24 protein-coding genes are annotated in these 21,818 nt (G+C 70.9%); 10 read left to right on the top strand and 14 right to left on the bottom strand.

The window, feature by feature from the left end:
- Nucleotides 1–306 precede the first annotated feature (306 nt).
- The gene (locus tag HNR30_RS36405; RefSeq protein WP_181614701.1) at nucleotides 307–885 is read right to left on the bottom strand and encodes a hypothetical protein; all 579 of its coding nucleotides are present in this window, start codon (nucleotides 883–885) and stop codon (nucleotides 307–309) included.
- A 173-nt stretch (nucleotides 886–1,058) separates the two neighbouring features.
- Between HNR30_RS36405 and gap the strand changes: the two genes are divergently transcribed.
- The 5 genes from gap to HNR30_RS36430 all read left to right on the top strand — a co-directional run bounded on the left by gap (nucleotide 1,059) and on the right by HNR30_RS36430 (nucleotide 4,755).
- Nucleotides 1,059–2,063, top strand: a complete 1,005-nt coding sequence (gene gap / locus HNR30_RS36410) for a type I glyceraldehyde-3-phosphate dehydrogenase (RefSeq protein WP_181614702.1) — start codon at nucleotides 1,059–1,061, stop codon at nucleotides 2,061–2,063.
- A complete protein-coding gene (locus tag HNR30_RS36415) occupies nucleotides 2,063–3,238 on the top strand; it encodes a phosphoglycerate kinase (protein ID WP_181614703.1) in 1,176 nt (391 codons plus the stop codon). Before gap ends, HNR30_RS36415 begins: the two co-directional genes overlap by 1 nt.
- An 18-nt stretch (nucleotides 3,239–3,256) precedes the next feature.
- Nucleotides 3,257–4,012 carry a triose-phosphate isomerase gene (gene tpiA / locus HNR30_RS36420; protein ID WP_181615174.1) on the top strand — a complete coding sequence of 252 codons (756 nt, stop codon included), beginning with the start codon at nucleotides 3,257–3,259 and terminating at the stop codon, nucleotides 4,010–4,012.
- A gap of 94 nt (nucleotides 4,013–4,106) precedes the next feature.
- Nucleotides 4,107–4,337 carry a preprotein translocase subunit SecG gene (secG, locus tag HNR30_RS36425; RefSeq protein WP_181614704.1) on the top strand — a complete coding sequence of 77 codons (231 nt, stop codon included), beginning with the start codon at nucleotides 4,107–4,109 and terminating at the stop codon, nucleotides 4,335–4,337.
- Between the two features lie 73 nt (nucleotides 4,338–4,410).
- A complete protein-coding gene (locus tag HNR30_RS36430) occupies nucleotides 4,411–4,755 on the top strand; it encodes an RNA polymerase-binding protein RbpA (RefSeq protein ID WP_181614705.1) in 345 nt (114 codons plus the stop codon).
- Nucleotides 4,756–4,849: 94 nt separating this feature from the next.
- Here HNR30_RS36430 and HNR30_RS36435 read toward each other — a convergent pair whose 3' ends face one another.
- From HNR30_RS36435 to HNR30_RS36445, 3 genes are all read right to left on the bottom strand, one after another.
- Nucleotides 4,850–6,448 (bottom strand): amidohydrolase, encoded by a 1,599-nt coding sequence (locus tag HNR30_RS36435; RefSeq protein ID WP_181614706.1) that lies wholly within the window; start codon nucleotides 6,446–6,448, stop codon nucleotides 4,850–4,852.
- 52 nt (nucleotides 6,449–6,500) lie between these two features.
- Entirely contained in the window at nucleotides 6,501–8,276 is a 1,776-nt protein-coding gene (locus HNR30_RS36440; RefSeq protein ID WP_181614707.1) for a PP2C family protein-serine/threonine phosphatase, read from the bottom strand.
- 83 nt (nucleotides 8,277–8,359) lie between these two features.
- The gene (locus tag HNR30_RS36445) at nucleotides 8,360–9,760 is read right to left on the bottom strand and encodes an NAD(P)/FAD-dependent oxidoreductase (protein ID WP_181614708.1); all 1,401 of its coding nucleotides are present in this window, start codon (nucleotides 9,758–9,760) and stop codon (nucleotides 8,360–8,362) included.
- A 75-nt stretch (nucleotides 9,761–9,835) separates the two neighbouring features.
- Here HNR30_RS36445 and HNR30_RS36450 point away from each other — a divergent pair, with 75 nt between their 5' ends.
- Complete coding sequence (locus HNR30_RS36450) at nucleotides 9,836–10,861, top strand: GNAT family N-acetyltransferase (RefSeq protein WP_181614709.1); 1,026 nt, start codon at nucleotides 9,836–9,838, stop codon at nucleotides 10,859–10,861.
- On the opposite strand, the gene HNR30_RS50805 is transcribed toward HNR30_RS36450, so the two are convergent.
- A complete protein-coding gene (locus tag HNR30_RS50805) occupies nucleotides 10,829–11,632 on the bottom strand; it encodes a Clp protease N-terminal domain-containing protein (protein WP_486348563.1) in 804 nt (267 codons plus the stop codon). The genes HNR30_RS36450 and HNR30_RS50805 overlap by 33 nt on opposite strands.
- Nucleotides 11,633–11,694: 62 nt before the next feature.
- Between HNR30_RS50805 and HNR30_RS36460 the strand changes: the two genes are divergently transcribed.
- Genes HNR30_RS36460 through add form a run of 4 tightly spaced genes read left to right on the top strand, consistent with a single transcriptional unit; the run spans nucleotide 11,695 to nucleotide 14,964 of the window.
- Complete coding sequence (locus tag HNR30_RS36460; RefSeq protein ID WP_181614710.1) at nucleotides 11,695–12,444, top strand: hypothetical protein; 750 nt, start codon at nucleotides 11,695–11,697, stop codon at nucleotides 12,442–12,444.
- A gap of 36 nt (nucleotides 12,445–12,480) precedes the next feature.
- Nucleotides 12,481–13,311, top strand: a complete 831-nt coding sequence (locus tag HNR30_RS36465; protein ID WP_181614711.1) for an oxidoreductase — start codon at nucleotides 12,481–12,483, stop codon at nucleotides 13,309–13,311.
- A gap of 12 nt (nucleotides 13,312–13,323) precedes the next feature.
- Complete coding sequence (locus HNR30_RS36470; RefSeq protein WP_181614712.1) at nucleotides 13,324–13,884, top strand: TetR/AcrR family transcriptional regulator; 561 nt, start codon at nucleotides 13,324–13,326, stop codon at nucleotides 13,882–13,884.
- Nucleotides 13,885–13,938: 54 nt separating this feature from the next.
- On the top strand, nucleotides 13,939–14,964 hold the full coding sequence (gene add, locus HNR30_RS36475) for an adenosine deaminase (RefSeq protein WP_181614713.1): 1,026 nt from the start codon (nucleotides 13,939–13,941) through the stop codon (nucleotides 14,962–14,964).
- A 3-nt stretch (nucleotides 14,965–14,967) separates the two neighbouring features.
- On the opposite strand, the gene HNR30_RS36480 is transcribed toward add, so the two are convergent.
- From HNR30_RS36480 to pgl, 9 genes are all read right to left on the bottom strand, one after another.
- The gene (locus tag HNR30_RS36480; RefSeq protein WP_181614714.1) at nucleotides 14,968–15,483 is read right to left on the bottom strand and encodes a hypothetical protein; all 516 of its coding nucleotides are present in this window, start codon (nucleotides 15,481–15,483) and stop codon (nucleotides 14,968–14,970) included.
- Nucleotides 15,484–15,503: 20 nt separating this feature from the next.
- Nucleotides 15,504–16,760: a DUF58 domain-containing protein gene (locus HNR30_RS36485; protein WP_181614715.1), complete on the bottom strand. Its 1,257-nt coding sequence runs from the start codon at nucleotides 16,758–16,760 to the stop codon at nucleotides 15,504–15,506.
- Nucleotides 16,757–17,731, bottom strand: a complete 975-nt coding sequence (locus tag HNR30_RS36490) for an AAA family ATPase (RefSeq protein ID WP_181614716.1) — start codon at nucleotides 17,729–17,731, stop codon at nucleotides 16,757–16,759. The genes HNR30_RS36485 and HNR30_RS36490 overlap by 4 nt, the downstream gene beginning before the upstream one ends.
- Nucleotides 17,732–18,208: a hypothetical protein gene (locus tag HNR30_RS36495; protein WP_181614717.1), complete on the bottom strand. Its 477-nt coding sequence runs from the start codon at nucleotides 18,206–18,208 to the stop codon at nucleotides 17,732–17,734.
- Nucleotides 18,205–18,879, bottom strand: a complete 675-nt coding sequence (locus HNR30_RS36500) for a DUF4129 domain-containing protein (protein WP_181614718.1) — start codon at nucleotides 18,877–18,879, stop codon at nucleotides 18,205–18,207. Before HNR30_RS36500 ends, HNR30_RS36495 begins: the two co-directional genes overlap by 4 nt.
- A gap of 70 nt (nucleotides 18,880–18,949) precedes the next feature.
- The gene (locus HNR30_RS36505) at nucleotides 18,950–19,636 is read right to left on the bottom strand and encodes a DUF4129 domain-containing protein (RefSeq protein ID WP_181614719.1); all 687 of its coding nucleotides are present in this window, start codon (nucleotides 19,634–19,636) and stop codon (nucleotides 18,950–18,952) included.
- Nucleotides 19,633–20,304 (bottom strand): DUF4129 domain-containing protein, encoded by a 672-nt coding sequence (locus HNR30_RS50430; protein ID WP_181614720.1) that lies wholly within the window; start codon nucleotides 20,302–20,304, stop codon nucleotides 19,633–19,635. The genes HNR30_RS36505 and HNR30_RS50430 overlap by 4 nt, the downstream gene beginning before the upstream one ends.
- Nucleotides 20,305–20,337: 33 nt before the next feature.
- Nucleotides 20,338–20,910: an SLATT domain-containing protein gene (locus tag HNR30_RS36515; protein ID WP_181614721.1), complete on the bottom strand. Its 573-nt coding sequence runs from the start codon at nucleotides 20,908–20,910 to the stop codon at nucleotides 20,338–20,340.
- Nucleotides 20,911–20,943: 33 nt separating this feature from the next.
- Nucleotides 20,944–21,720: a 6-phosphogluconolactonase gene (gene pgl, locus HNR30_RS36520; protein WP_181614722.1), complete on the bottom strand. Its 777-nt coding sequence runs from the start codon at nucleotides 21,718–21,720 to the stop codon at nucleotides 20,944–20,946.
- Nucleotides 21,721–21,818: the final 98 nt, after the last annotated feature.

Below are 21,818 nucleotides of genomic sequence, written 5' to 3' on the forward strand. Positions count from 1 at the left end.
GTAGCCGACGATGAGCCCCGCGGCGGGCGTTTGCCCGGGAACCCATGGCAGCCCGTTGCCCGCCGGCAGGGCACGCGCGAGCTCGTCGACGAAGCCAACGGCGACGCTGAAGGCGGTGGCGGCCAGGAGGGTGGCGATGGCGCCCGCGACCACGCAGAGAGGGCGTCATGCAGGGCGGAGCGCCTCACGGGGCCACGCAAGAGGCCCCGTGAGGCAGGGCGCCTCACAGGGCCACGCAGGAGGCCGTCGCATAAGGCAGAGCGCCTGACCGTGCCACGCAGAGGCCGTCGTGTAAGGCGGGGAGCCTCACAGGCCGCCCTCGGGCTTGTGCACCGGCACAGCGGGCTCGAAGGCGCCGCGGAAGCCGTCGTCCGCGTCGGGCGTGGGCTCTGTGGTCTCGACCACCGGCGTGGCGGCCTTGCCGCGCAGGCGCCGTACCCGCAGGCTCACGATGAGTGCCGCCGGCACGACTCCGGCGGCGAGTGTCCCCCAGAAGTCGCCGCTGGTCATGATCTCCGGATAGGTCCGCAGGTAGGCCAGGCCGCGCTCGCCGTAGGAGTGCGTGGGCTGGCCCAGCCGGAACAGCGCGGCGAGCATCGCGACGATGACGCCGAGCACCCTGGTCACGACGGCGAAGACGACGGCCGCGGCGGCCAGCAGGTAGGTGCGCGGACGCACCGCCGCGACGGACAGCCCGATCACCAGGCCGCCGAGAGCGCCGAGCACGTAGAGCTCGGACTTCTCCGGCGGGCCGAAGAAGTGAAGCACCGGCGTCGGGATCTGCGGCGCGAAGTAGCCGTAGGCGCCGTAGAGGGCCATGGCGGCGATCGTCGCCGCCAGCCCGGCTATCAGGCCTCGCAGTAGTCCCGTACTTCGCGCTTTCATCGGCACCCCCGTGCTTAACTCTGACGAGTCCGGGCACTTTACTCGATCTCTGCAAAATCCGTCCAAAAAAGCAGGCAAAAGAGGGTGCACCCTGAAGAGGTCTAAACCAATCCGGTTCCGATAGGGTTCGTGCTTGAGGTTTCAGCCCGCAGATTTCGAGGAGACCGGTTCCCGTGAGCATCCGCGTAGGAGTCAACGGCTTCGGCCGCATCGGCCGTAACTTCTGGCGAGCGGTGGCCGCCAGCGGCAAAGACATCGAGATCGTCGCCGTCAACGACCTGACCGACAACGCGACGCTCGCCCACCTGCTGAAGTACGACAGCATCCTGGGCCGCCTGCCGTACGAGGTGAAGGCGACCGCCGACGAGATCGTCGTGGACGGCAAGACCATCAAGGCCTTCGCCGAGCGTGACCCCGCCAAGCTGCCCTGGGGCGACCTGGGTGTTGACATCGTGGTGGAGTCGACCGGCTTCTTCACCGACGCCAACAAGGCCAAGGTGCACGCCGAGAACGGCGCGAAGAAGGTCATCATCTCGGCCCCGGCCAAGAACGAGGACGTCACCGTCGTCATGGGTGTCAACCATGACAAGTACGACCCGGCCAGCCACACGGTGATCTCCAACGCCTCCTGCACCACCAACTGCCTGGCCCCGCTGGCCAAGGTCCTCAACGACGCCTTCGGCATCGAGAAGGGCCTCATGACCACGATCCACGCCTACACGCAGGACCAGAACCTGCAGGACGGCCCGCACGCCGACCTGCGCCGCGCCCGCGCCGCCGCCCTGAACGTGGTGCCGACCTCCACCGGTGCCGCCAAGGCCATCGGCCTGGTGCTGCCGGAGCTGAAGGGCAAGCTCGACGGCTTCGCGATGCGCGTGCCGATCCCCACCGGCTCGGCCACCGACCTCACCGTGGAGCTCAAGGCCACCCCGAGCGTCGAGGAGATCAACGCCGCCTACAAGGCCGCTGCCGAGGGCCCCCTCAAGGGCATCCTCACCTACACCGAGGACGACATCGTCTCCGCCGACATCGTCACCGACCCGGCCTCCTGCATCTTCGACTCCGGGCTGACCAAGGTGATCGGCAACCAGGCCAAGGTCATCGGCTGGTACGACAACGAGTGGGGTTACTCCAACCGCCTCGCCGACCTCATCGAGCTGGTGGGCAAGGACCTCTGATGCTGCAAGACGTGAAGGGTCGGCGCGTCCTGGTACGCGCCGACCTCAACGTCCCCCTCGACGGGGACGTGATCACCGACGACGGGCGTATCCGCGCCTCCCTGCCGACCATCAAGGCGCTGCAGGAGCAGGGCGCGAAGGTCATCGTCTGCGCCCACCTGGGCCGCCCCAAGGGCGAGCCCAACCCCAAGTACTCCCTGGCCCCGGTCGCCCGGCGCCTGCGCGAGCTGCTGGGCGGGCAGGTGGCCTTCGCGAGCGACACCGTCGGCCCCGAGGCCGAGGCCGTCGTCGACGAGCTCCACGACGGCCAGGTGGCCCTGCTGGAGAACCTTCGCTACAACCCGGGCGAAGAGTCCAAGGACGAGGCCGTACGGCAGGCGTTCGCGCGGGAGCTGGCGGGCCTGGCCGAGCTGTACGTGGGTGACGGCTTCGGCGCGGTGCACCGCAAGCACGCCTCCGTCTACGACGTGCCCAAGCTCCTCCCGCACACGATGGGCGGCCTGGTCAAGGCCGAGGTCGAGGTGCTGAAGAAGCTCACCGAGAGCCCCGAGCGCCCCTACGTGGTCGTGCTGGGCGGCGCCAAGGTCTCCGACAAGCTCGGCGTCATCGCCAACCTGCTGACCAAGGTCGACCGGCTGCTCATCGGCGGCGGCATGGCCTACACCTTCCTCAAGGCCCAGGGCCACGAGGTCGGCAGGAGCCTGCTGCAGGAGGACCAGCTCGACCAGGTGCGCGGCTTCCTCAACGAGGCCGTCAAGCGCGGCGTGGAGCTCGTGCTGCCGGTCGACGTGCTGGCCGCCACCCACTTCGCCGAGGACGCCGAGTACGAGGTCGTCGCGGCCGACGCGATCCCGGCCGACCGCGAGGGGCTCGACATCGGTCCCAGGACGCGGGAGCTGTTCGCCTCCAAGCTGTCCGACGCGCGCACGGTGTTCTGGAACGGCCCGATGGGCGTCTTCGAGTTCGAGGCGTTCGCCGGGGGCACCAGGGCCGTGGCCGAGGCGCTGATCCGGTCCGAGGCCTACACGGTCGTCGGCGGCGGCGACTCCGCGGCCGCCGTACGGAAACTCGGCCTTCCGGAAGACGGTTTCTCGCACATCTCCACCGGCGGCGGTGCCAGCCTGGAGTACCTCGAAGGTAAGACCCTGCCCGGACTCGCCGCTCTGGAGGACTGACCCGTGCGCAAGCCGCTCATGGCCGGCAACTGGAAGATGAACCTCAACCACCTCGAGGCCATCAAGCTCGTCCAGTCGCTGGCGTTCGGCCTGTCCGACAAGGACTTCGACAAGGTGGACGTGGCGGTGCTGCCGCCGTTCACCGACCTGCGGAGCGTGCAGACGCTCGTCGACGGCGACCGCTACAGGATCGTCTACGGCGCGCAGGATCTGTCGCAGTACGACGCCGGCGCCTACACCGGCGAGATCTCCGGCGCGATGCTGGCCAAGCTGGGCTGCAGCTACGTGGTGATCGGCCACTCGGAGCGCCGGCAGTACCACGACGAGGACGACGCCCTGGTCAACGCCAAGGTGCACGCCGCGCTGCGGCACTCGCTGACGCCGATCCTGTGCGTGGGCGAGGGGCTGCCGGTACGGCAGGCGGGCGGCCATGTGGCCTACACCCTGTCGCAGCTCGACGGTGGACTGCGCAAAGTCTCCGCCGAGCAGGCACAATCGATGGTGGTGGCCTACGAGCCGGTGTGGGCGATCGGCACCGGTGAGGTGGCCACCCCCGACGACGCCCAGGAGGTCTGCGCGGCGCTGCGGCAGCGACTCGCCGAGCTCTACGACGCGCAGGTGGCCGAAGGTGTTCGTATCCTTTACGGAGGCTCGGTGAAGTCCGGCAACATCGCCGGGATCATGGCGCAGGCCGATGTCGACGGCGCCCTCGTCGGAGGGGCCAGCATCGACGCGGCCGACTTCGTCAAGATCTGCCGTTATGGCACCAACTGAGGCATAACGGGGGCGCGACTTGACAGCAGGTCGTACCCTCTAGAAGCAAGTTTGAATCGTCACGCGTTCAGAGCACCTGAAAGACAGGTTTACCGTGGTCATCGGAATCTCCATCGCCGTTATCCTGGCGAGCTGCCTCATGATCCTGCTCGTCCTGCTCCACAAGGGTAAGGGTGGCGGTCTGTCCGACATGTTCGGCGGTGGCTTCTCGTCGAACTTCGGTGGTTCCTCGGTGGTGGAGCGCAACCTCGACCGGCTGACCGTCATCACGGGCACGGTCTGGTTCGTCTGCATCATCGCTCTGGGCCTGCTGCTCAAGCAGTAGTAACGCCCGTCTGACGCGTGACAGTGATTCTCCCCCCGCGCGCGCGTGGGGCGTTCGAGCGAGGAGTTCATCCGTGGGTAGTGGCAACGCGATCCGTGGCAGCCGCGTAGGCGCCGGGCCGATGGGGGAGGCCGAGCGCGGCGAGGCCGCCCCACGTGTGCGCGTGGCGTTCTGGTGCGCCAACATGCACGAGACGCGCCCGAGTTTCGCCAGTGACGCGGCCGTTCCCGAGCTGTGGGACTGCCCGCGTTGCGGCCTTCCGGCCGGCCAGGACCAGGCCAACCCGCCGGCGCCGCCGAGGAACGAGCCGTACAAGACGCACCTGGCCTACGTGAAGGAGCGCCGGAGCGACAAGGACGGCAAGGCCATCCTCGAGGAGGCGCTCGAGCGCCTGCGCACGAACAAGAGTCCCTGGTAGGAGTTCTTCGCTGAAGCCCCCATCGGCCCAGGCCGATGGGGGCTTCAGCGTGCTCGGGGGGTGAAAACGCGCGACGGCGAGGGCCGCCGGGTGATCAGGCCTCGTGGACCGCCTCGCCGTCCACGAACGTCATCCTGACCTTCGTGGTCCACAGGTCCTGCGCCGGGAGGTCGAACGGGTCGCGGTCCAGCACCACCAGGTCGGCGGGGCGGCCCGGCTCGATGACCCCGGCGGGCGAGCGGTTGATCCAGGCGGAACCGGCCGTGTACGCGGTCAGCGCCGTCGTCAGGTCCAGCTTCTGGCCGGGAAGGAACGGCGTCTGCGCCGTCGGGTAGCCGGCGTGCACCGAGCTGCCCGGCTCGGTGCGGTTGACCGCCACGTGCATCGCCTGCAGCGGGTCGGCGTTGGAGACCGGCCAGTCGCTGCCCGCGCAGAAGCGGGCGCCCGCCTGCTGCAGGTCGGCGAAGGGGTACTGCCACGACGAGCGGGGCTCGCCGAGGTAGGGGATGGTCAGCTCGTCCATCTGGGCGTGGTGGGTCGCCCACAGGGGTTGCAGGTTGGCCGTCACGCCGAGTTCGGCGAAGCGCGGGATGTCGCTCGGCTCGATGATCTGCAGGTGCGCGATGTGGTGGCGGTTGGCCGGGTCGGTCCCGGTGAAGCTGTCGAGGGCCTCGCGCACGGCGCGCTCGCCGATCGCGTGGAAGTGGATCTGGAAACCGTGCCGGTCCAGCTCGGCCACGTAGCCCTTGAGCAGGTCCGGGTCCACGTACGACAGGCCCGTGCCGCCGCACAGGCAGTACGGCTCCAGCACCGCGGCGGTGTAGTTCTCCGCGATGCCGTCCTGCATGATCTTGACGGAGGTGGCCGAGAACCGGTCGAGGCCCTCCGCCGACTTGCGGCGCTGGAGGAGATCCTCGATCTGCTCGGCGCCCCTGGTGCGCTCCCACCACAGCGCGCCCACCACGCGGGCCCTGAGACGGCCGGAGGCGGCCGCGGAGACGTAGGTGGGCAGCTGGTCGTCGGAGCCCGCGTAGGAGCCCACGATGGCGTCCTGCCAGCCGGTGATGCCCAGGCTGAACAGGTGGCGCTGCGCGTCGACGAGGGCGTCGTCCATGTCCTGCTGGGTGGGCCGCGGGGTCAGCAGGCCCACCAGGTCCATCGCGCCCTCGTGGAGCACACCGGTCGGCGTGCCGTCGGCGTCGCGCTCGATCCTGCCGTCGGCCGGGTCGGGGGTCTGCCTGGTGATGCCCGCGCGCTCGAGCGCCCTGGTGTTCACCCAGGCCGCGTGGTGGTCACGCTGGATGAGGTAGACCGGGCGGTCCAGGAAGTCGAGCTGCTCGCGGCGGGGAAGGCCGCCGGGGAAGGCCGACATGTCCCAGCCGCCGCCGTCGACCCACTCCCTGCCGGGGTGGGCGGCCGCGTACTGCGCCACCCTGGCCACGTACTCATCCAGCCCGTAGACCTCCGACAGGTCGCACTTGGCCCGCTCCAGCCCGGCCTGCACCGGGTGGATGTGCGCGTCGGTGAATCCCGGCGTCAGCAGGCCGCCCGCCAGGTCGACGGTCTCGTGCGCTCCGGTGGCCAGGTCCCGGGCGGCGCCCACCGCCGCGATCACGCCGTCGCGCACCAGCACGGCTTCGGCGAAGTCGCCCTTGGCGGTGAAAACCCGGCCGCCCCGGAAGAGGATGTCCATGCTTCTCCTTTGGTGTCGGGATTGAGACTAGTGCTCCCGCTCACCGGAGAAGTCACAGGATCGTCAGCGCGAGCAGGCAGACGTCGTCGTCGGAACGCTCGGCTCCGAGCCTGCGCAGGATGATGTCGAGGCTCTGCTCGGGGTCGTCGCGCACGTCCACGTCGGCGGCCGCCTCCAGCAGCGCCCGCAGGCCCTCCTCCAGGTCGTGGCCGCGCCGCTCGATGATGCCGTCGGTGTAGAGCAGGAGCAGGTCGTGCTGCTTGAGCGGGGTGGTGGTGAGGGTGTACTCCATCGTCTCGAACGCGCCGAGCATGGCGCCGCCCCCGGACTCCAGCAGGCTCGCCTCTCCGTCGCGGATCAGGACCGGGCCGGGATGGCCGGCGTTCACCCATGACAGCACGCGGTCCGCCGGCCGGTAGTGACCGATGATCGCGGTGCCGGTGGCGGTGATCCCGGGGTTGGCGTGGTACATCAGCTCGTTGAGCCAGGTCGCCAGCCGGTCGGCCGGGGCGCCGGTGTAGGCCAGGCCCGCCAGGCCGCTGCGCATCGTGGCCATGAGCCCGGCCGCGGCCAGGCCGTGCCCCATGGCGTCGCCCACGGCGATGAGTACCTGGCCGTCGGGGAGCGGCCTGGCCTTGAACCAGTCGCCGCCGATGCGCCCGGTCTCCTCGTCCGGGTGGTAACGCAGCGCCACGCGCAGCCCCGGCAGGTCGAGCACGCCCCTGCGCACCGGCAGCAGCGTGTCCTGCAGGTGCGTGGCCACCAGGCGCTCACGCTCGGCACGCTCCTTCTCCGAGTCCGCGCGCTCGTGGGCGCGGACGAGGGCGCGTTCCCTGCGCCGGCTCTCGGTGACGTCCTGTGCCATGATCCTTATCGCCACCAGCAGGCCGTGCCGGTCGAGCACCGGCTCGCTCACCAGGCGCAGGTGCCGTACGCCGTGCCGCTGCTGGACCCTGAACTCCGACTCGATCGCCTCCCGGTCGGCGAGCAGGGCGCACATCTGCTCGCGCACCAGGGGCTGGTCCTCGGCCACCACCGTGTCAGGCAGCTCGTCCAGGCCGAGGGGTCCGTCGCGGGCGTCGCGGCCGAACATCTCGTACATCTGCGGCGTCCACAACGCCCGGCCCGTGGCCAGGTTCCACTCCGCCCAGCCCAGCTCCGCGATGCGCTGGGCGCGCTCCCAGCCCGCCACGAGGCGCTCCTCGTCGTCGTGGGTGCGCCAGGTGACCAGGATGCCGTCCTCGACCCGGACGGCACGCACGGTGACCGAGGCGGGCCAGAGCAGGCCGTCCCTGACCTCGACGTACTCGAACGGGCCACGACGGAAGGCCCTGCCGGTCTCGTAGACGCGCAGATACTCCTCGAACAGCCCGGAACGGGCCAGTCCGGGCGTGCGCAGGAGCACCCGGCCGCCCAGCAGGTAGTCGCGCCCGCGCCCGGTCACGTCGGCGGCGACGTCGTTGGCCTCGGCCACCGTGAAGTCCACCACCCTGCCCGACGGATCGTGCACGGGCAGCAGGTAGGCCGCCGAGACGTGGACCGCCTGCAGCGTGGACACCAGCCAGCGGGGTACGGCGTCCGGTTCGCCGGAAGGGGCCGGTTCCGGATCGAACTCCAGCGACCTGGCAACCTCGACCAGGTCCATGCCGCTCTCGGCCGAGAGCCTGGCCAGCTGGGCCGCCGCCTCCGCGGGCAGCACGTTGCGCTGCGCCGCGAGACGGCAGGTGGTGTCGGCGATGACCGCTTCGCGACGCATGGCGTGGCGCAGTTCGTGCAGCCGGCGGCGGATCAGCTCCACCGTGCCCGCGCCCTCCTCGAGGCCGTCCATATCCTGGTCTCTGCCCGGAGGGCGCGGATGAGTCCGGTGCGCGAGCCAAAGACTCGTCAAAGCTTGGGGCTGGCCCGCGGGCGTCAGTGCCCCGTGATGAGGTCGGCGAAGCGGGCCAGCACCGAGGTGCGCCGCATCGACCGCTCGCGGGCGTCGGCGGTGCGATACAGCCGGTACATCGAGTGCACGCCGAGCCACCGCAGCGGCTCGGGCTCCCACGCGCGCACCTTGCGCCCCACCCACGGCAGCGCCGTCAGCGCGGTCTGCTCGCCCAGGACGAGGTCACGCAGCGTACGGCCGGCCAGGTTGGTCGTCGTCACCCCGTGCCCCGTGTACCCGCCCGCCCAGCCGAGCCCGGTGTCGCGGTCGACGTGGACGGTCGAGCACCAGTCGCGTGGCACGCCGAGCACGCCGGACCAGGCGTGGGCGACCTTCGACGACGACGCGGCGGGGAAGAAGTCGACCAGAAGCTGCCAGAGCGCCTCGACGGTCCAGTCGTGGGTGTGGCCGCGGGCGTCGACGCGCGAGCCGTACAGGTAGGGCCGTCCGCGCCCGCCGAAGGCGATTCGGCCGTCGGCGGTGCGCTGGGCGTACATGTAGTAGTGGGCCATGTCGCCGAGCAGCTCGGCGCCCTGCCAGCCGACGGTCTCCCAGAAGGAGTCGGGCAGCGGCTCGGTGACGATCATCGAGCTGTTCATGGGCAGCCACTGGCGGCGCAGGCCCTGCAGGCGCGAGGTGAAGCCCTCGGTCGCGCGGATGATGAAATCTCCGGACACGACGCCGTACGGGGTCACCGCCCGCTTCGGCTCGATGGACAACACGGGCGTGCCCTCGTAGATCTCCACGCCGAGCGCGCGCACCGCCTCGGCCAGCCCGAGCGCGAGCTTGGCGGGCTGGATGCGCGCGCAGTGCGGGCTCCACGAGCCCTGCACCGTCCCCGCCACCCGCAGCCGCTCCTGCGACTCGGCGGCCGACAGCAGTTGCAGATCGCCGGGGCCGAAGCCCCAGGCCCTGGCCTCGTCGACGTGGGCGCGCAGCCGGGAGGCCTGGGCGGTGTTGCGGGCGACGGTCAGCACCCCGCCCTTGACGACGTCGGCGTCGATGCCCTCCTTGGCGCAGACCGCGATGACCTCGTCGACGGAGGCGAACATCTCCCGCTGCAGCGCGATGGCGGCCTCGGTGCCGTGCGATCTGGCGTACAGCTCGTGCGAACCGGCCAGATCTCCGGTGAGCCACCCACCGTTGCGGCCGGAGGCGCCGAAGCCGGCGAACTCCTGCTCCAGCACGACGACGCGCAGGCCGGGCGCCGATTTTTTGAGATAGTAGGCGGTCCACAGTCCGGTATATCCGGCGCCGACGATCACGACATCCGCCGACAACGGCCCATCGAGGCGCTGGCGCGGGGCGGGCACGCCCGAGGAGCGGTACCAGAAGGAGACCTCTCCGTTGATGAACCCGTCAGACAGTGGAACACGCGTACTCATGAGCTCAAATAATGCCATTTCTCTAGAAACGCGCACGTAGCGACGGTGTAACAGAGCTCCTTCATCCTCTTACACATGGGATTCCTGCGGATCAGAACCACAGTGGACGAGCGACCCGGGCGCCTGGCCAAGCTGGCCGCGGCCCTGGCCGAGCGCGGCGGCAACATCCTGGGCCTGAGCGTGCAGCCCGACGCGGACGGCACCGTCGACGAGTTCGTCGCCGACATCCCGGCCTCGCCCGAGGCCGTGCGCGAGGCGCTGGAGGCCGCGGGCGGGCGCCGGGTACTGGTCGTCCCGGCCAGCGCCCACGAGCTGACCGACGAGCCGACCAGGGCGCTGCTGCTGGCCACCCGGGTGCGCGCGATGCCCTGGCGCCTGCCCGAGCTGATGGCCGAGCTGCTGCGCGCGGACGACGCCCGGTGGATCTACGGTGAGAGCGTGAGCGATCTCCCCGACCCGACCCAGCTCGTCGTCCGCGTGGCCGAGAAGCGTTCGGTACGGCTGCGCCGTACCGAACTGCCCTTCACCATGACGGAGGCGGCCAGGGCGGCGGCGTTCGTCAGGCTCGCCCAGCCGCCGGTCGAGCAGGCGGGCAACGAGCGCAGCCTCACCCTCGGCGACGGCGCGGAGCTGGACGTACGGCCGCTCACCGGGATCTACCGCGAGGCCGTGCGCGACCTGCACGACAGGTGCAGCCCGGAGAGCCGCCGGTTCCGCTACTTCACCAGCATGCCCGCGCTGCCGCCGCGGGTGTTCGACCGGCTGGTCGACCGCTCGCGCGGGCAGTCGCTCGTGGCGTGCTTCGACGGCCAGGTGGTGGCGATGGCCAACCTCATGTTCACCCCGGACCCCGGGATCGCCGAGATGGCCTTCCTGGTCGAGGACCGGTGGCAGGGCAAGGGCGTGGGCACGGCACTGGCCAGGATGCTGGTGCAGATCGCACGCGACCACGGCTATGCCGAGGTGCGGGCGGCGATGCTGTCCGACAACGCGCGCATGCGCAGCCTGCTCGTCCGGCTCGGCGCGACCCTCGCCTACACCGAGGACCCCGGAGTGGTGGAGGCCCGCCTACCCGTGGCCGGCGTCGCGGCCCTCATCTGAGCGGCCTTCATCTGAGCGGTCCTCGTCTGAGCCGCCCGCATTGGATTCGCCCTCGTCCGAGCCGCCTTGTTCCGGGGTGGGCGGGTCGGTCGGGGGGCCCTCCGTCGGGCGGTCGAGCGGCGCATCCTCGGGTGCCGGCGGGCGCTCGATGCCCAGATGCCGCTCGATGCGCTCCACCGAGCCCTCCAGCCGGTCGAGCGAGGACTGCAGCCGGTCCAGCCGGTCGATGAGCCCGGGACCACGAGATCCGATGCCCGGCGGGGGCGGCGGGTGCGCAGGATGCGGCGGCAGGGGAGAGGACAGGTCGAGGGGAGGATCGTCGTCGTGCCGCTGCGGCCGTCCGTGCAGCAGCGTGACCACGACCTGCCTGATCCTGTTGAGATCGGCGCCGTACCTGACCAGCACCTGGGCGGCCACGCCCTCGCCCTCGCGGATCAGGCCGAGCAGGATGTGCTCGGTGCCGATGTAGTTGTGCCCGAGTTGTAAGGCCTCCCGCAGCGACAGCTCCAGCACCTTCTTCGCGCGGGGCGTGAACGGGATGTGCCCGCCCGGCGGCCTGTCGCCCATGCCGACGATCTCCTGAACGCCCTCGCGAACCTGCCCGAGGTCGATCCGGCACTGGCTCAGAGCGCGCCCGGCCACGCCCTCGCTCTCGTTGACCAGGCCGAGCAGGATGTGCTCGGTGCCGATGTAGTTGTGGTTGAGCAGCCTGGCCTCCTCCTGGGCCAGGACGACCACACGGCGGGCACGATCGGTGAAGCGTTCGAACACGGCGGCCTCCCTCGACCTCCACTATGCGCTAGAAAAGCGCTCAATTGGGGTATTCCTCAGGGGTGGATCTTGACGAGATCGCCACCCGCCTCTACGCCCTGCCGCCGGCCGAGTTCACCGCCGCGCGCGACGAGCGGGTGCGCGCGGCCAAACAGGCCGGTGACGCACCCCTGGCGAAGGAGATCGGCAAGCTGCGCAAGCCCACGGTGTCCGCCTGGGCGCTCAACCGGCTGGCCCACGAGCAGCCGGGCGAGCTCGACGAGCTGCTGGAGGTGGGGGAGCGGCTGCGCGAGGCCTGGCAGGCCCACGACGCCGACGCGCTGGCCGAGCTGACCCGGCGGCGCGCCCAGGCCACGGGAAGGTTGTCGCGGCTGATCCGCGAGCGGTCGGACCTGTCCGGTGCCGCGGCCGCGGAGGTGGACCAGACCCTGGACGCGGCGGTGGTCGACGCGGAGGCGGCCGAGCAGGTGCGCCGCGGCCACCTGGTCAAGCCGCTCAGCTACAGCGGCTTCGCCCCGGCTCCGATCCCTCGTGAGCAGGTACGGCGAGCCAAGGACAAACCGAGCGAGGAGGAGACCCGCCAGGCCGAGGAGCGCAGGGCCAGGGAGCGGGAGGAGGCCGAGGCCGCCTACACCGAGTGGCGTGACACGCTCGCGCAGGCCGTGCAGGCTCATGAGGAGCGCGCCGACAAGGTCGCCAAGCTCGCCCAGAAGCTCGACAAGGCCAGGAAGAAGCTGGCCGAGGCCCAGCAGCGGCTGGACGTGGCCAGGAGGGAGGAGCGGCTCGCGCGCCAGCGGCTGGAGCGCATGTAGAGTGTACGAAACGGTTTCGTACACCTAGGAGTCGGCATGAGAACCGCCATCGTCACCGGCGCCAACACCGGCATCGGCCTGCCCACCGCCCAGGCCCTGGCGGCTCAGGGCCTGCGCGTCGTCCTGGCCACCCGCTCGCGTGACAAGGGCCTGGCCGCCGCGGAGGCGATCCGCTCGGCCGTACCCGGCGCCGACGTCGAGCAGCGCACCCTCGACCTGGCCGACCTCGCCTCCGTGCACTCGTTCGCGGAGGACGTCGGGACCGTCGACGTCCTGGTCAACAACGCGGGCGTGGGCATGATCGCGCCACAGACGACCAGGGACGGCTTCGAGCTGCAGTTCGGCGTCAACCACCTCGGGCACTACGCGCTCACCGGACTGCTGCTGCCGGTGCTGCTGAAGAGCCAGGGGGCGCGGGTCGTCACCGTCGCCAGCGACGCGCACAAGTCGGGCCGGCTCGACTTCGACGACCTGCCCCTGAACAAGGGCTACGCGAAGATGAGCTCCTACGGCCGCTCCAAGCTCTGCAACATGCTCTTCGCCGCCGAGCTGGACCGCAGGGCCAGGCGGGCCGGGCTCGACCTGGTGAGCGTGGCGACGCACCCGGGCGCCACCGCCACCGACATCTTCAAGATGGGCCGTCTGCAGTGGGTGGCGGGGCTGCTGCTGAAGTCGCCGGAGAAGGGCGCGCTCTCCTCGATCCACGCCGCGACCTCGCCGAGCGTGCGCGGAGGTGAGTACATCGGCCCGAAGCTGCAGCGGCTCACCCCGTCAGCCGCCGCCCGCTCCCAGGAGCTCGCCACGCGCCTGTGGGACGTGTCCGAGCAGCTGACGGGCGTACGATACGAGCAGATCGCCGAGCGCTAGAAGGACGTGCACGTGGCTCCACTCGATCCCGACAGGGAGCGGGCCATCATCGACGCCACCCTCGAGCTGCTGTCGGAGGTGGGCTACGACCGGATGACGGTCGACGGGATCGCCAAGCGGGCCAGGGCCAGCAAGGCCACGCTCTACCGCCGCTGGGCGGGCAAGCCCGAGCTGGTCGTCGACGTGATCTGCAGCCGGTTCCAGCTCGACGTACCCGTCGTCGAGCCGACCGGCTCCCTGCGCGACGATCTGCTCACGCTGGTGCGGGGCCTGTGCGACATGATCGAGCGTAAGCACGGGCTGATCATCGGGTTGTCGTCGACGATCGTGTCGAACCAGGAGCTGGCCCGCGCGCTGCGCTCGCACATGCCGGTCAAGGACATCGGCGGGGCGGCGGCGCTGCTGGAGCGCGCGGGGTACGGCCAGGCCGACCCGTCCAGGCTCTACACGGTGGCCGAGGCCCTGGTGTGGCATCGGATGATCTTCATCGGCCCGTCCTTCGACGACGCCTTCGTCGCCGACACCGTTGACGGCGTGCTCGTGCCGCTCGTCGAATCTCACAAGTCTGTGTGAGATTTCGCCCCAAAGTCTTCTTGGGCACGAAATTTCGTGACAAGGTCGGGCGACATGACCACCCTTGACGCCTTCATCGACGCGCTCCCCAAGGTGGAGCTGCACGTGCACCTGGTCGGCTCCGCCTCGGTCGAGACCGTCCTGGAACTGGCCGGGCGCCACCCCGACCGCGGCGTGCCGACCGGCGAGCGGGAGCTGCGCGCCTTCTACACCTTCACCGACTTCCCGCACTTCGCCCGCGTCTACTCCAAGGTCAACTCCCTGGTGCGCGAGCCAGAGGATGTCCACACCCTGGTGACCGGCCTGGCCAGGGACCTGGCGGCGCAGAACGGCCGCTACGCCGAACTCCAGGTCACCCCGTACGCGCACTGGCTCATGGGGCTGCCCATGCGCGCGGTGACCGAGGCGCTCGACCTGGCAGCCGACCGCTCCTTCGAGGAGTACGGCGTGCGCATGGCCTACATCTTCGACATCCCCGGGGAGTACGGCGAGGAGGCGGCGGCCATCACTCTCAAGCATGCCTTCGAAGAACCTCCCAAGGCTTTGACAGGTTTCGGGCTGGCGGGCATCGAGCAGAGCCGCCCGCCGTACCGCCAGGTCTTCCGCGACGCGTTCGCGGCGGCCCGCGCGGCGGGTCTGCACAGCGTGCCGCACGGCGGCGAGATGACAGGACCCGAGACCATCTGGGAGGTCATCGAGGGCCTGCACGCCGAGCGCGTCGGCCACGGCATCTCCTGCCTGGGCGACGAACGGCTCGTCGCGCACCTGCGCGAGACGCGGCTGCCGCTGGACGTGTGCCCGACCTCCAACGTCCGCACCGGCCAGGTCGCCGCCATCGCCGAGCACCCGCTGCCCCGGATGCTGGAGGAGGGCCTGTTCGTCACCATCAACAGCGACGACCCGCCCATGTTCGCCACCACCCTGACCGAGGAGTACCGGGTCGCCGCCCGCGTGGCGGGGCTGGACGAGGCGGGCCTGGCCCGGCTGGCCGCCAACGCGGTGTCCGCCTCGTTCCTGGCCGAGGCGGACAAGCGGGCACTCGAGGCGGAGATCGATGCCCTCATCCCGTCGCCCGCCTGAGACTCACTCCGCCGCCGGCGGGCGCTGCAGCACGTGCCGGACGACCGCCGCGACGGTGACCGCCCCCAGCGCGCCCAGCGGCAGCATGACGAGCGTCGGCACGCTGCCCAGCAGCGGGGGAACCGTCACCACCACCAGGTAGACCAGGGTCGTGACCACCAGGACCAGGCCGGTCCGCAGCGCCCAGGGACCGATCAGCCGCGCCGGGATGTCGCTGGCCAGCGGCACCTGGGCGGCCAGCGCCGCCGAGGTGTGCTGCACGTACAGGGCGCAGCCCACCAGCAGGGCGCCGAGCGGGTCGATCGGCGCGTCGTAGACCAGCCCGCCGACGATCCAGATCGTCACGGTCGCGGCGATCATGCCGCTGACCGCGGGGGAGCGCGGCCACACGGCCGCGAAGATCGCCAGCGCGACCGACAGCGGCGGCCACAGCGGCCCGTCGGCGAACTGCGGCGGGAAGGACAGGTTCAGCGCCAGGCATCCGCTGGCCGCCAGCACCAGCCGCACACCCAAACTCACCCACGTAAACCGTGACCATTTCACCGGCTCATCTCCATCCGGGCCACGTCGCGCAGGACCAGGTCGAGGCTGCCCGAGCCCTGCCAGGGCTCCACCGGCACGCCGGCGTCCAGCAGGGAGGCGATGAAGTTGTCGCGCTCCAGCCACCACAGCCGCTCGGGCAGGCTGTCGCCATGCCGCTCGTGGAGCGTGTCGACGGCCACCACGGACCGGCGGCTCATGGCCAGGCGCGCCAGCCCCGTGACGCTGCGCCGGTCCAGCAGCGGCGTGAGCATGAAGACCACCCCGCGCCCCGGCGTCAGCGCGGCGCTGAGCATGCGTTCGCCCGACTCGTCGCTGGCTCCGCCGTTCGCGCGCACGGACGCCAGCCACTCCAGCGCCGCCAGGTGATGGCGCCGTCCCGTCCCCGGCCGCAGCCGGCGCCGCAGCGAGCCGAACTCGACGATCGTCACCCGGTCGCCCTTGCCCGTGTGGTGCGCGGCGATGGCAGCCGCGGCCCGTACGGCGGTGCCGAGCGGCGGCTCGTGCAGCACGTCGATGATGATCGTCACCTCGGCGTCGCGCTCTGACAACGTCGCGTTGACGTGGGTCTCGCCGGTGCGCACGGTCGTGCGCCAGTCGATGCGGCGCAACCGGTCGCCGACCTGGAAGCGCCGCACGCCCGCCAGTTCGCCGCCCTCGCCGGGACGGCGCGAGCGGTGCACACCCGACAGGCCGTTGGCGTTGGGCAGCTGGGTACGCGACTCGAAGCTGTCGGGATGCGGCAGCGACGCCACGCGCGCCACGGGGATGCGGAACTCGCGCTGCTCCAGCAGGCCGTCGCAGGCGAAGGCCGTCACGTGCACGGGTCCGACCTCGAGCATGCCCCAGGTCTTGGTGGTGTAGCCCCAGGTGACCTTGGTGAGGCGGCCGGGCCGTACCACCACCGTGCGGTGGCGCGAGCCGTACGCGGGCTCCAGGAACGGCGCGGTGCGCGGCGTCAGCAGGCAGTGGACCGGCACCTGGCTGTGCCCGGCGACGGTCACCTGCGCGTCGACGACCTCGCCTTCCAGGACCGAGGGGCCGGCCAGGGTCAGCGTGCCTGTCGGGTCGCCCTCCGGCCGCCGCAGCAGCGAGGCGACCGCGCCGATCACGAACGGCACCGCCAGCAGCAGGATGTCGGCGCGGCCCAGGACGAGCGCGGCGATCGGCAGCACGCCGCCGATCACGCTCGCCCGGCGCAGCGCGGGGGTCGGGGTCCAGCCGCCCGCCCGCGTGGGAGTGGGCCCGGAGCTCATCGGGTGCTGTAGGAGGGCAGCTGAGCCGAGGCGGGGGCGTGCACCTGCGCGCAGAGCTCGGCGACGACCGCCGACGGCTCGACCTTGCGCAGCCACACCTCGGGCCGCAGGCTGATGCGGTGCGCCAGCGCGGGACCCGCCATGTGCTTGACGTCCTCGGGGATGACGTAGTCGCGGCCCTGCAGCACGGCCCTGGCGCGCGAGGTGAGCAGCAGCGCCAGCGAGCCTCGCGGCGAGGCGCCCATCTGCACCTGCGGGTGCTTGCGGGTGGCGGCGGTGAGCTCGACCATGTAGCGGCCGACCGAGTCGTCGACGGCCACGTCCTCCAGCGCCTTCTGCATGGAGACCAGGGTCTCGGCGTCGACGACCGGGTCGAGGACGGCCTCCTCCTGGCGGCGTGCCATGCGCTTGGACAGCACCTGCCACTCCTGTTCCGGCGTCGGATAGCCGAAGGAGACACGCAGCAGGAAGCGGTCCAGCTGCGCCTCGGGAAGCGGGTAGGTGCCCTCGTACTCCACCGGGTTGGCGGTGGCCAGGACGTGGAAGGGCGTGGTCAGCGGGTGCGTGACGCCCTCGACGCTGACCTGTCGCTCCTGCATCGCCTCCAGCAGCGCCGACTGGGTCTTGGGCGGCGTGCGGTTGATCTCGTCGGCCAGCAGCAGGTCGGTGAAGATCGGGCCGGGGCGGAAGTCGAACTCGCCGCTGCGCTGGTTGTACAGGAACGAGCCGGTCACGTCGGCGGGCAGCAGGTCGGGCGTGAACTGCAGGCGGCGGAAGTCGAGACCGAGGGTCTGGGCGAAGCTGCGCGCCGTCAGCGTCTTGGCCAGGCCGGGGAAGTCCTCCAGTAGCACGTGCCCGCCGGCCAGGATGCCGGTGAGCACCGTCTCCAGGGCCTCGCGCTTGCCCACGACGACCGTCTCGACGCGGTCGAGCACGGAGCGCGCCAGGCGGCCAACCTCGGAGAGTTCCATCTATATCTCCTCAATACGAGTAATCATCCTGGCCAGCTCGGCCTCGCTCGGCACGGTGGTCACGGGGGTGGTCAGCAGGGTGTGCAGTTCCTCGCCGAGCAGGTCGCGCGCCTGCTCCAGGCGCAGGCCGCGGCGATGCTCGAGCCGGTCGGCCGTGATCTCGCGCAGCCGCTGCCGCACGATGAGGTCGAACCGCTCGGGGTCCTTGCGTGCCGCGCGCAGCCGCTGCTCCCACAGGCCCACGCCGTCGGCGACGGCCGGGCTGTGCACGGGGGTCTGCGACGAGCGCGGGCGGAAGGCCGGCTCCTTGGGTCGCGGCAACGTGTGGACCAGCGCGTAGACCGTGGTCCCCGCCAGCACCAGCAGCGCCATGCGCCAGCTCTCGAACGCGTAGCCGAGCTCCTCGCCCAGCGGCGGTGCGACGAACCAGGCGGCCACCGTGGACGCGCCGATGATCAGCAGCCATTTCCTCGTCATACCGGCTCCACCACGGGTGTCGCGGAGATCAGGGTCTCCAGCGCCTGCCTGGCGTCGGCCCGCTGCTCCTCGTTGACCTCGTGCGGGGCGTAACGCGCCAGGTGGTAGACCTGCTTGAGCCGCCGCAACGCCTCCTCGTCGAGGTCTTCGAGCAGCCTGTCGACCAGTTCCTCCGGAGTGTCGGCCGCCATCGGCGGCCGTCCCGCCTCCGTGGCCGCCCGCTCCAGCCGCAGCCAGCAGGCGATGACCGCCCTGCGCGGATCGTCGCCCTCGTCCAGTTCCTCCAGGCTTGCCCGCACCGCCGCCTGCACCGGTTCCGGCTCCGACTCGAACTCCACGCCCGGCCCGCGCGATGCGGACGGCTGGGGCGGGTCGATCTTCCTGAGCAGGTGCTTGATGAGGTGGTACAGGATGACCAGGATGGTGATCGCCAGGAGCGACACCAGGGCGAAGCCCGCGATGGTCACCCAGAGATTGGTGTCGAACGAGCTGTCGCGATAGCCGAAGACGCCGTCCGCCTCGGCCTTCTCGTCCTGGTTCATGACCTTCTCGACCTGGCCGGCCCAGCTGAAGTCGCCGATGCTGGAGTTGAAGTCGCCCTTGAAGTCGCCGATCGTGCCCGCTGTCAGCCCCACGGCCGTCAGTCCCGCCACGATCAGGGCAAGCGGCAACCATCTCCCTCTGCCCACAAGATCCTCCCCTACGGTGGAGGATACTCTGTCAGGCGAAGTGATGATATGTCTACTCATGGCTGGTTTCGACAAGGTTTCGTGATGCGTGGAGCTGCTGGAGCGCCCGCCTGGCCGCGCTCCGCAACTCCTCGCTCACCTCGTGCGGGGCGTAGCGCGCCAGATGATAGGCGCCCATGAGCCGCCGCAGCGCGTCCTCGTCGTGGTCGGCCAGCAGCCTGGCCACGAGCTCCTCCGGGGTATCGCCCACGAGCCGGGGCGCTCCCGCCTCGGCGGCCTCGTGCTCCAGCCGCAGCCAGCAGGCGATGACCGCCTTGCGCGGATCGTCACCCGCGTCGAGCTCCTGCAACCCGGCCCGTACGGCGGCGCGCACCAGCTCGGGGTGCAGTTCCTCCTCCTCGACCGCCGGTCCGCGGTGCGCGCTGGGCTGGTAGGGCCGGCGCCGGCTGAGCAGATACTTGATGACCTCGTAGATGATCACGATGATCGTCACACCCGGCAGGGCGACGAGCAGCCAGCCGAAGAGGCTGAACCAGAGATCGGTGTTGAACGAGTTGTCACGGAAGACGTAGTGGTCGCCGTCCCCGCCGCCGGGCTTCTTGGCGGGCGCGGGAGGTCCCAGGGCGGAGAAGTCGCCGACCCCGCTGTCGAACTCGCCGTGTATCCCGCTGATCGTCATCGACGCCAGCCCCACGATCAGGAGCGCCCCCAGGGCCAGTCCGACCGGCCACCATCTCATGTCGCGTGTGCCTCCACCCGTGCGAGTGCGTGCCTGGCTGTGCTGCGAAGTTCCTCGCTCACCTCGTGCGGGGCGTAGCGCGCCAGATGGTAGGCCCCCGTGAGCTGCCGCAGCGCGTCCTCGTCGTGGTCGGCCAGCAGTCTGGCCATGAGCTCTTCCGGAGTGTCGCCCACCAGCCGGGGCACTCCCGCCTCGGCGGCCTCGTGCTCCAGCCGCAACCAGCAGGCGATGACCGCCTTGCGCGGATCGTCACCCGCGTCGAGCTCCTGCAACGCGGCCCGTACGGCGGCGCGCACCGTTTCCTGGTGCAGCTCCACCTCCTCGACCGGCGGCCCGCGACCGGCGTTCCGCATGGGCGGATCGCGCTGCCGGATCAGGTTCCTGATGATGGCGTAGAGGATCGCCAGGATCGTGGCCACCAGCAACGCGACGAACGTCCCGCCCGCCAGGCTGTACCAGAGGTTGCTGTTGACGTCGCGCTCGCGGTAGACGAAGACGTGCTCCGACTCCGCCGCCTCCTGCATGGTCTTGGGGAAGCGCGGCGACCCGAACCAGCCGAAGTCGCCGACGCCGCTGTCGAACTCGCCCTTGAAGTCTCCTGCCGTCCCCGCTGACAGTCCGACCGCGAGCAGGGCGCCCACGATGATCACCGCCGGCCACCACTTCACGCCTCATACTCTGTCAGGCGAAGTAAAGCTTGTCTACCGCTCACCCGGCTGGTGCGCCGACGGCAGCTGCGCCAGCCCCGACTGGAACTCCGACACCCACTCCGAGGTCTCGTCGCTCATGATCGTCGAGATGTCCGTCACGAACGTGCGCAACGCCGCCAGATACTCCCGCACCGGCGGCGTCATCTGCTGGGCGTTCAGCGCCGTCCAGTCCAGCTGGAAGTCACGAAGGCGCCGCTGGATGCGCTGGGCGGTCACCATGTCGCGCATCCAGCGCGACGACAACCCCAGCAGATGGTCGAAGGCCACGCACACGCCCGCCCCGGCCAGCAGCACGTAACCCCAGCCCAGGCTGCCGGAGCCGGACGCCGCGGCGGCCAGCGGCTGCAACCCGCCCGCCGCCGCCAGCACGATCGCCAGCCCTCTGAGCGCCTTGGAGGTACGGCGCTGCCGCACCCGGTCCTCCAGGTACCAGCCGCACACCTCCATCGCCCACGCCTCGGCGTCGGTGTAGAGGCGGTTGAGCACCTCCTGGGGTTTCTTCCACTCCTCCTGGCTGATCAGCGGGAAGGGCTTGGGGCGCAGGTCGGGGGTCTTGCGCAACACGAAGGCTCCATGAGGTGGGGCGAATCTCAGGGTTCAGGGCGAGGCGATGCGGCCCAGCCCGGGCGGGATCTTGGTGGCGGAGGCCCGGTCGAGCAGGAACAACGTGCGCGAACGCCCGCGGGCGCCGGCGGCGGGAACCTGGACGGGCCCGGAGTCGGCCAGCGCCAGCCGTACGGCACCCGCCTTCTCCTCGCCCGAGGCCACGACCCACACCTCGCGGGCGGCCTGGATGGCGGGCAGCGTCAGCGAGATGCGGGTGGGCGGCGGCTTGGGCGAGCCGTGCACCGAGACCACCGGGCGGGTGTCGTAGAGCGCGGGCATGCCGGGGAAGAGCGAGGCGACGTGGGAGTCGGGCCCCATGCCCAGCAGCAGCACGTCGAAGGAGGGCACGGGCCCGTGGTCCTCGGGGCGGGCGGCCTTGGCCAGCTCCGTGGCGTAGGCGTCGGCCGACTCCTCGGCGCTCAGGCCCGAGTCGGGGCCGAGCATGACGTGCACGCGGGAGGGGTCGAGGTCGACGTGGTCGAGCAGGGCGCCGCGGGCGCCGGTCTCGTTGCGCTCGGGGTCGCCCGTGGGCAGGAACCGCTCGTCGCCCCACCAGACGTCGAGGCGCCGCCAGTCGACGGCGTCGCGGGCGGGGGTGGCGGCGATGGCCGCCAGCGTGGCGATGCCGACCGTGCCGCCGGTCAGGACCAGGTGCGCGCTGCCCTTGGCGGCCTGGGCGTCGACGAGGCGGGTGATGATCCGGGCGGCGACGGCGTTGGCCAGCACCTCGGCATCACGGTGGACTACTACGTTGGGAACGGAACTCACCCGGTAACTCTCTCACGGCGCGCCCGGACGGCCGCGCACGCCCGGCCCCGGCGACGCCGAAGGCCCGGCGTCACACGACGCCGGGCCCTCGAAGCGAG

The sequence above is a fragment of the Nonomuraea soli genome (genome assembly GCF_013761175.1).
GTDB lineage: Bacteria > Actinomycetota > Actinomycetes > Streptosporangiales > Streptosporangiaceae > Nonomuraea > Nonomuraea soli.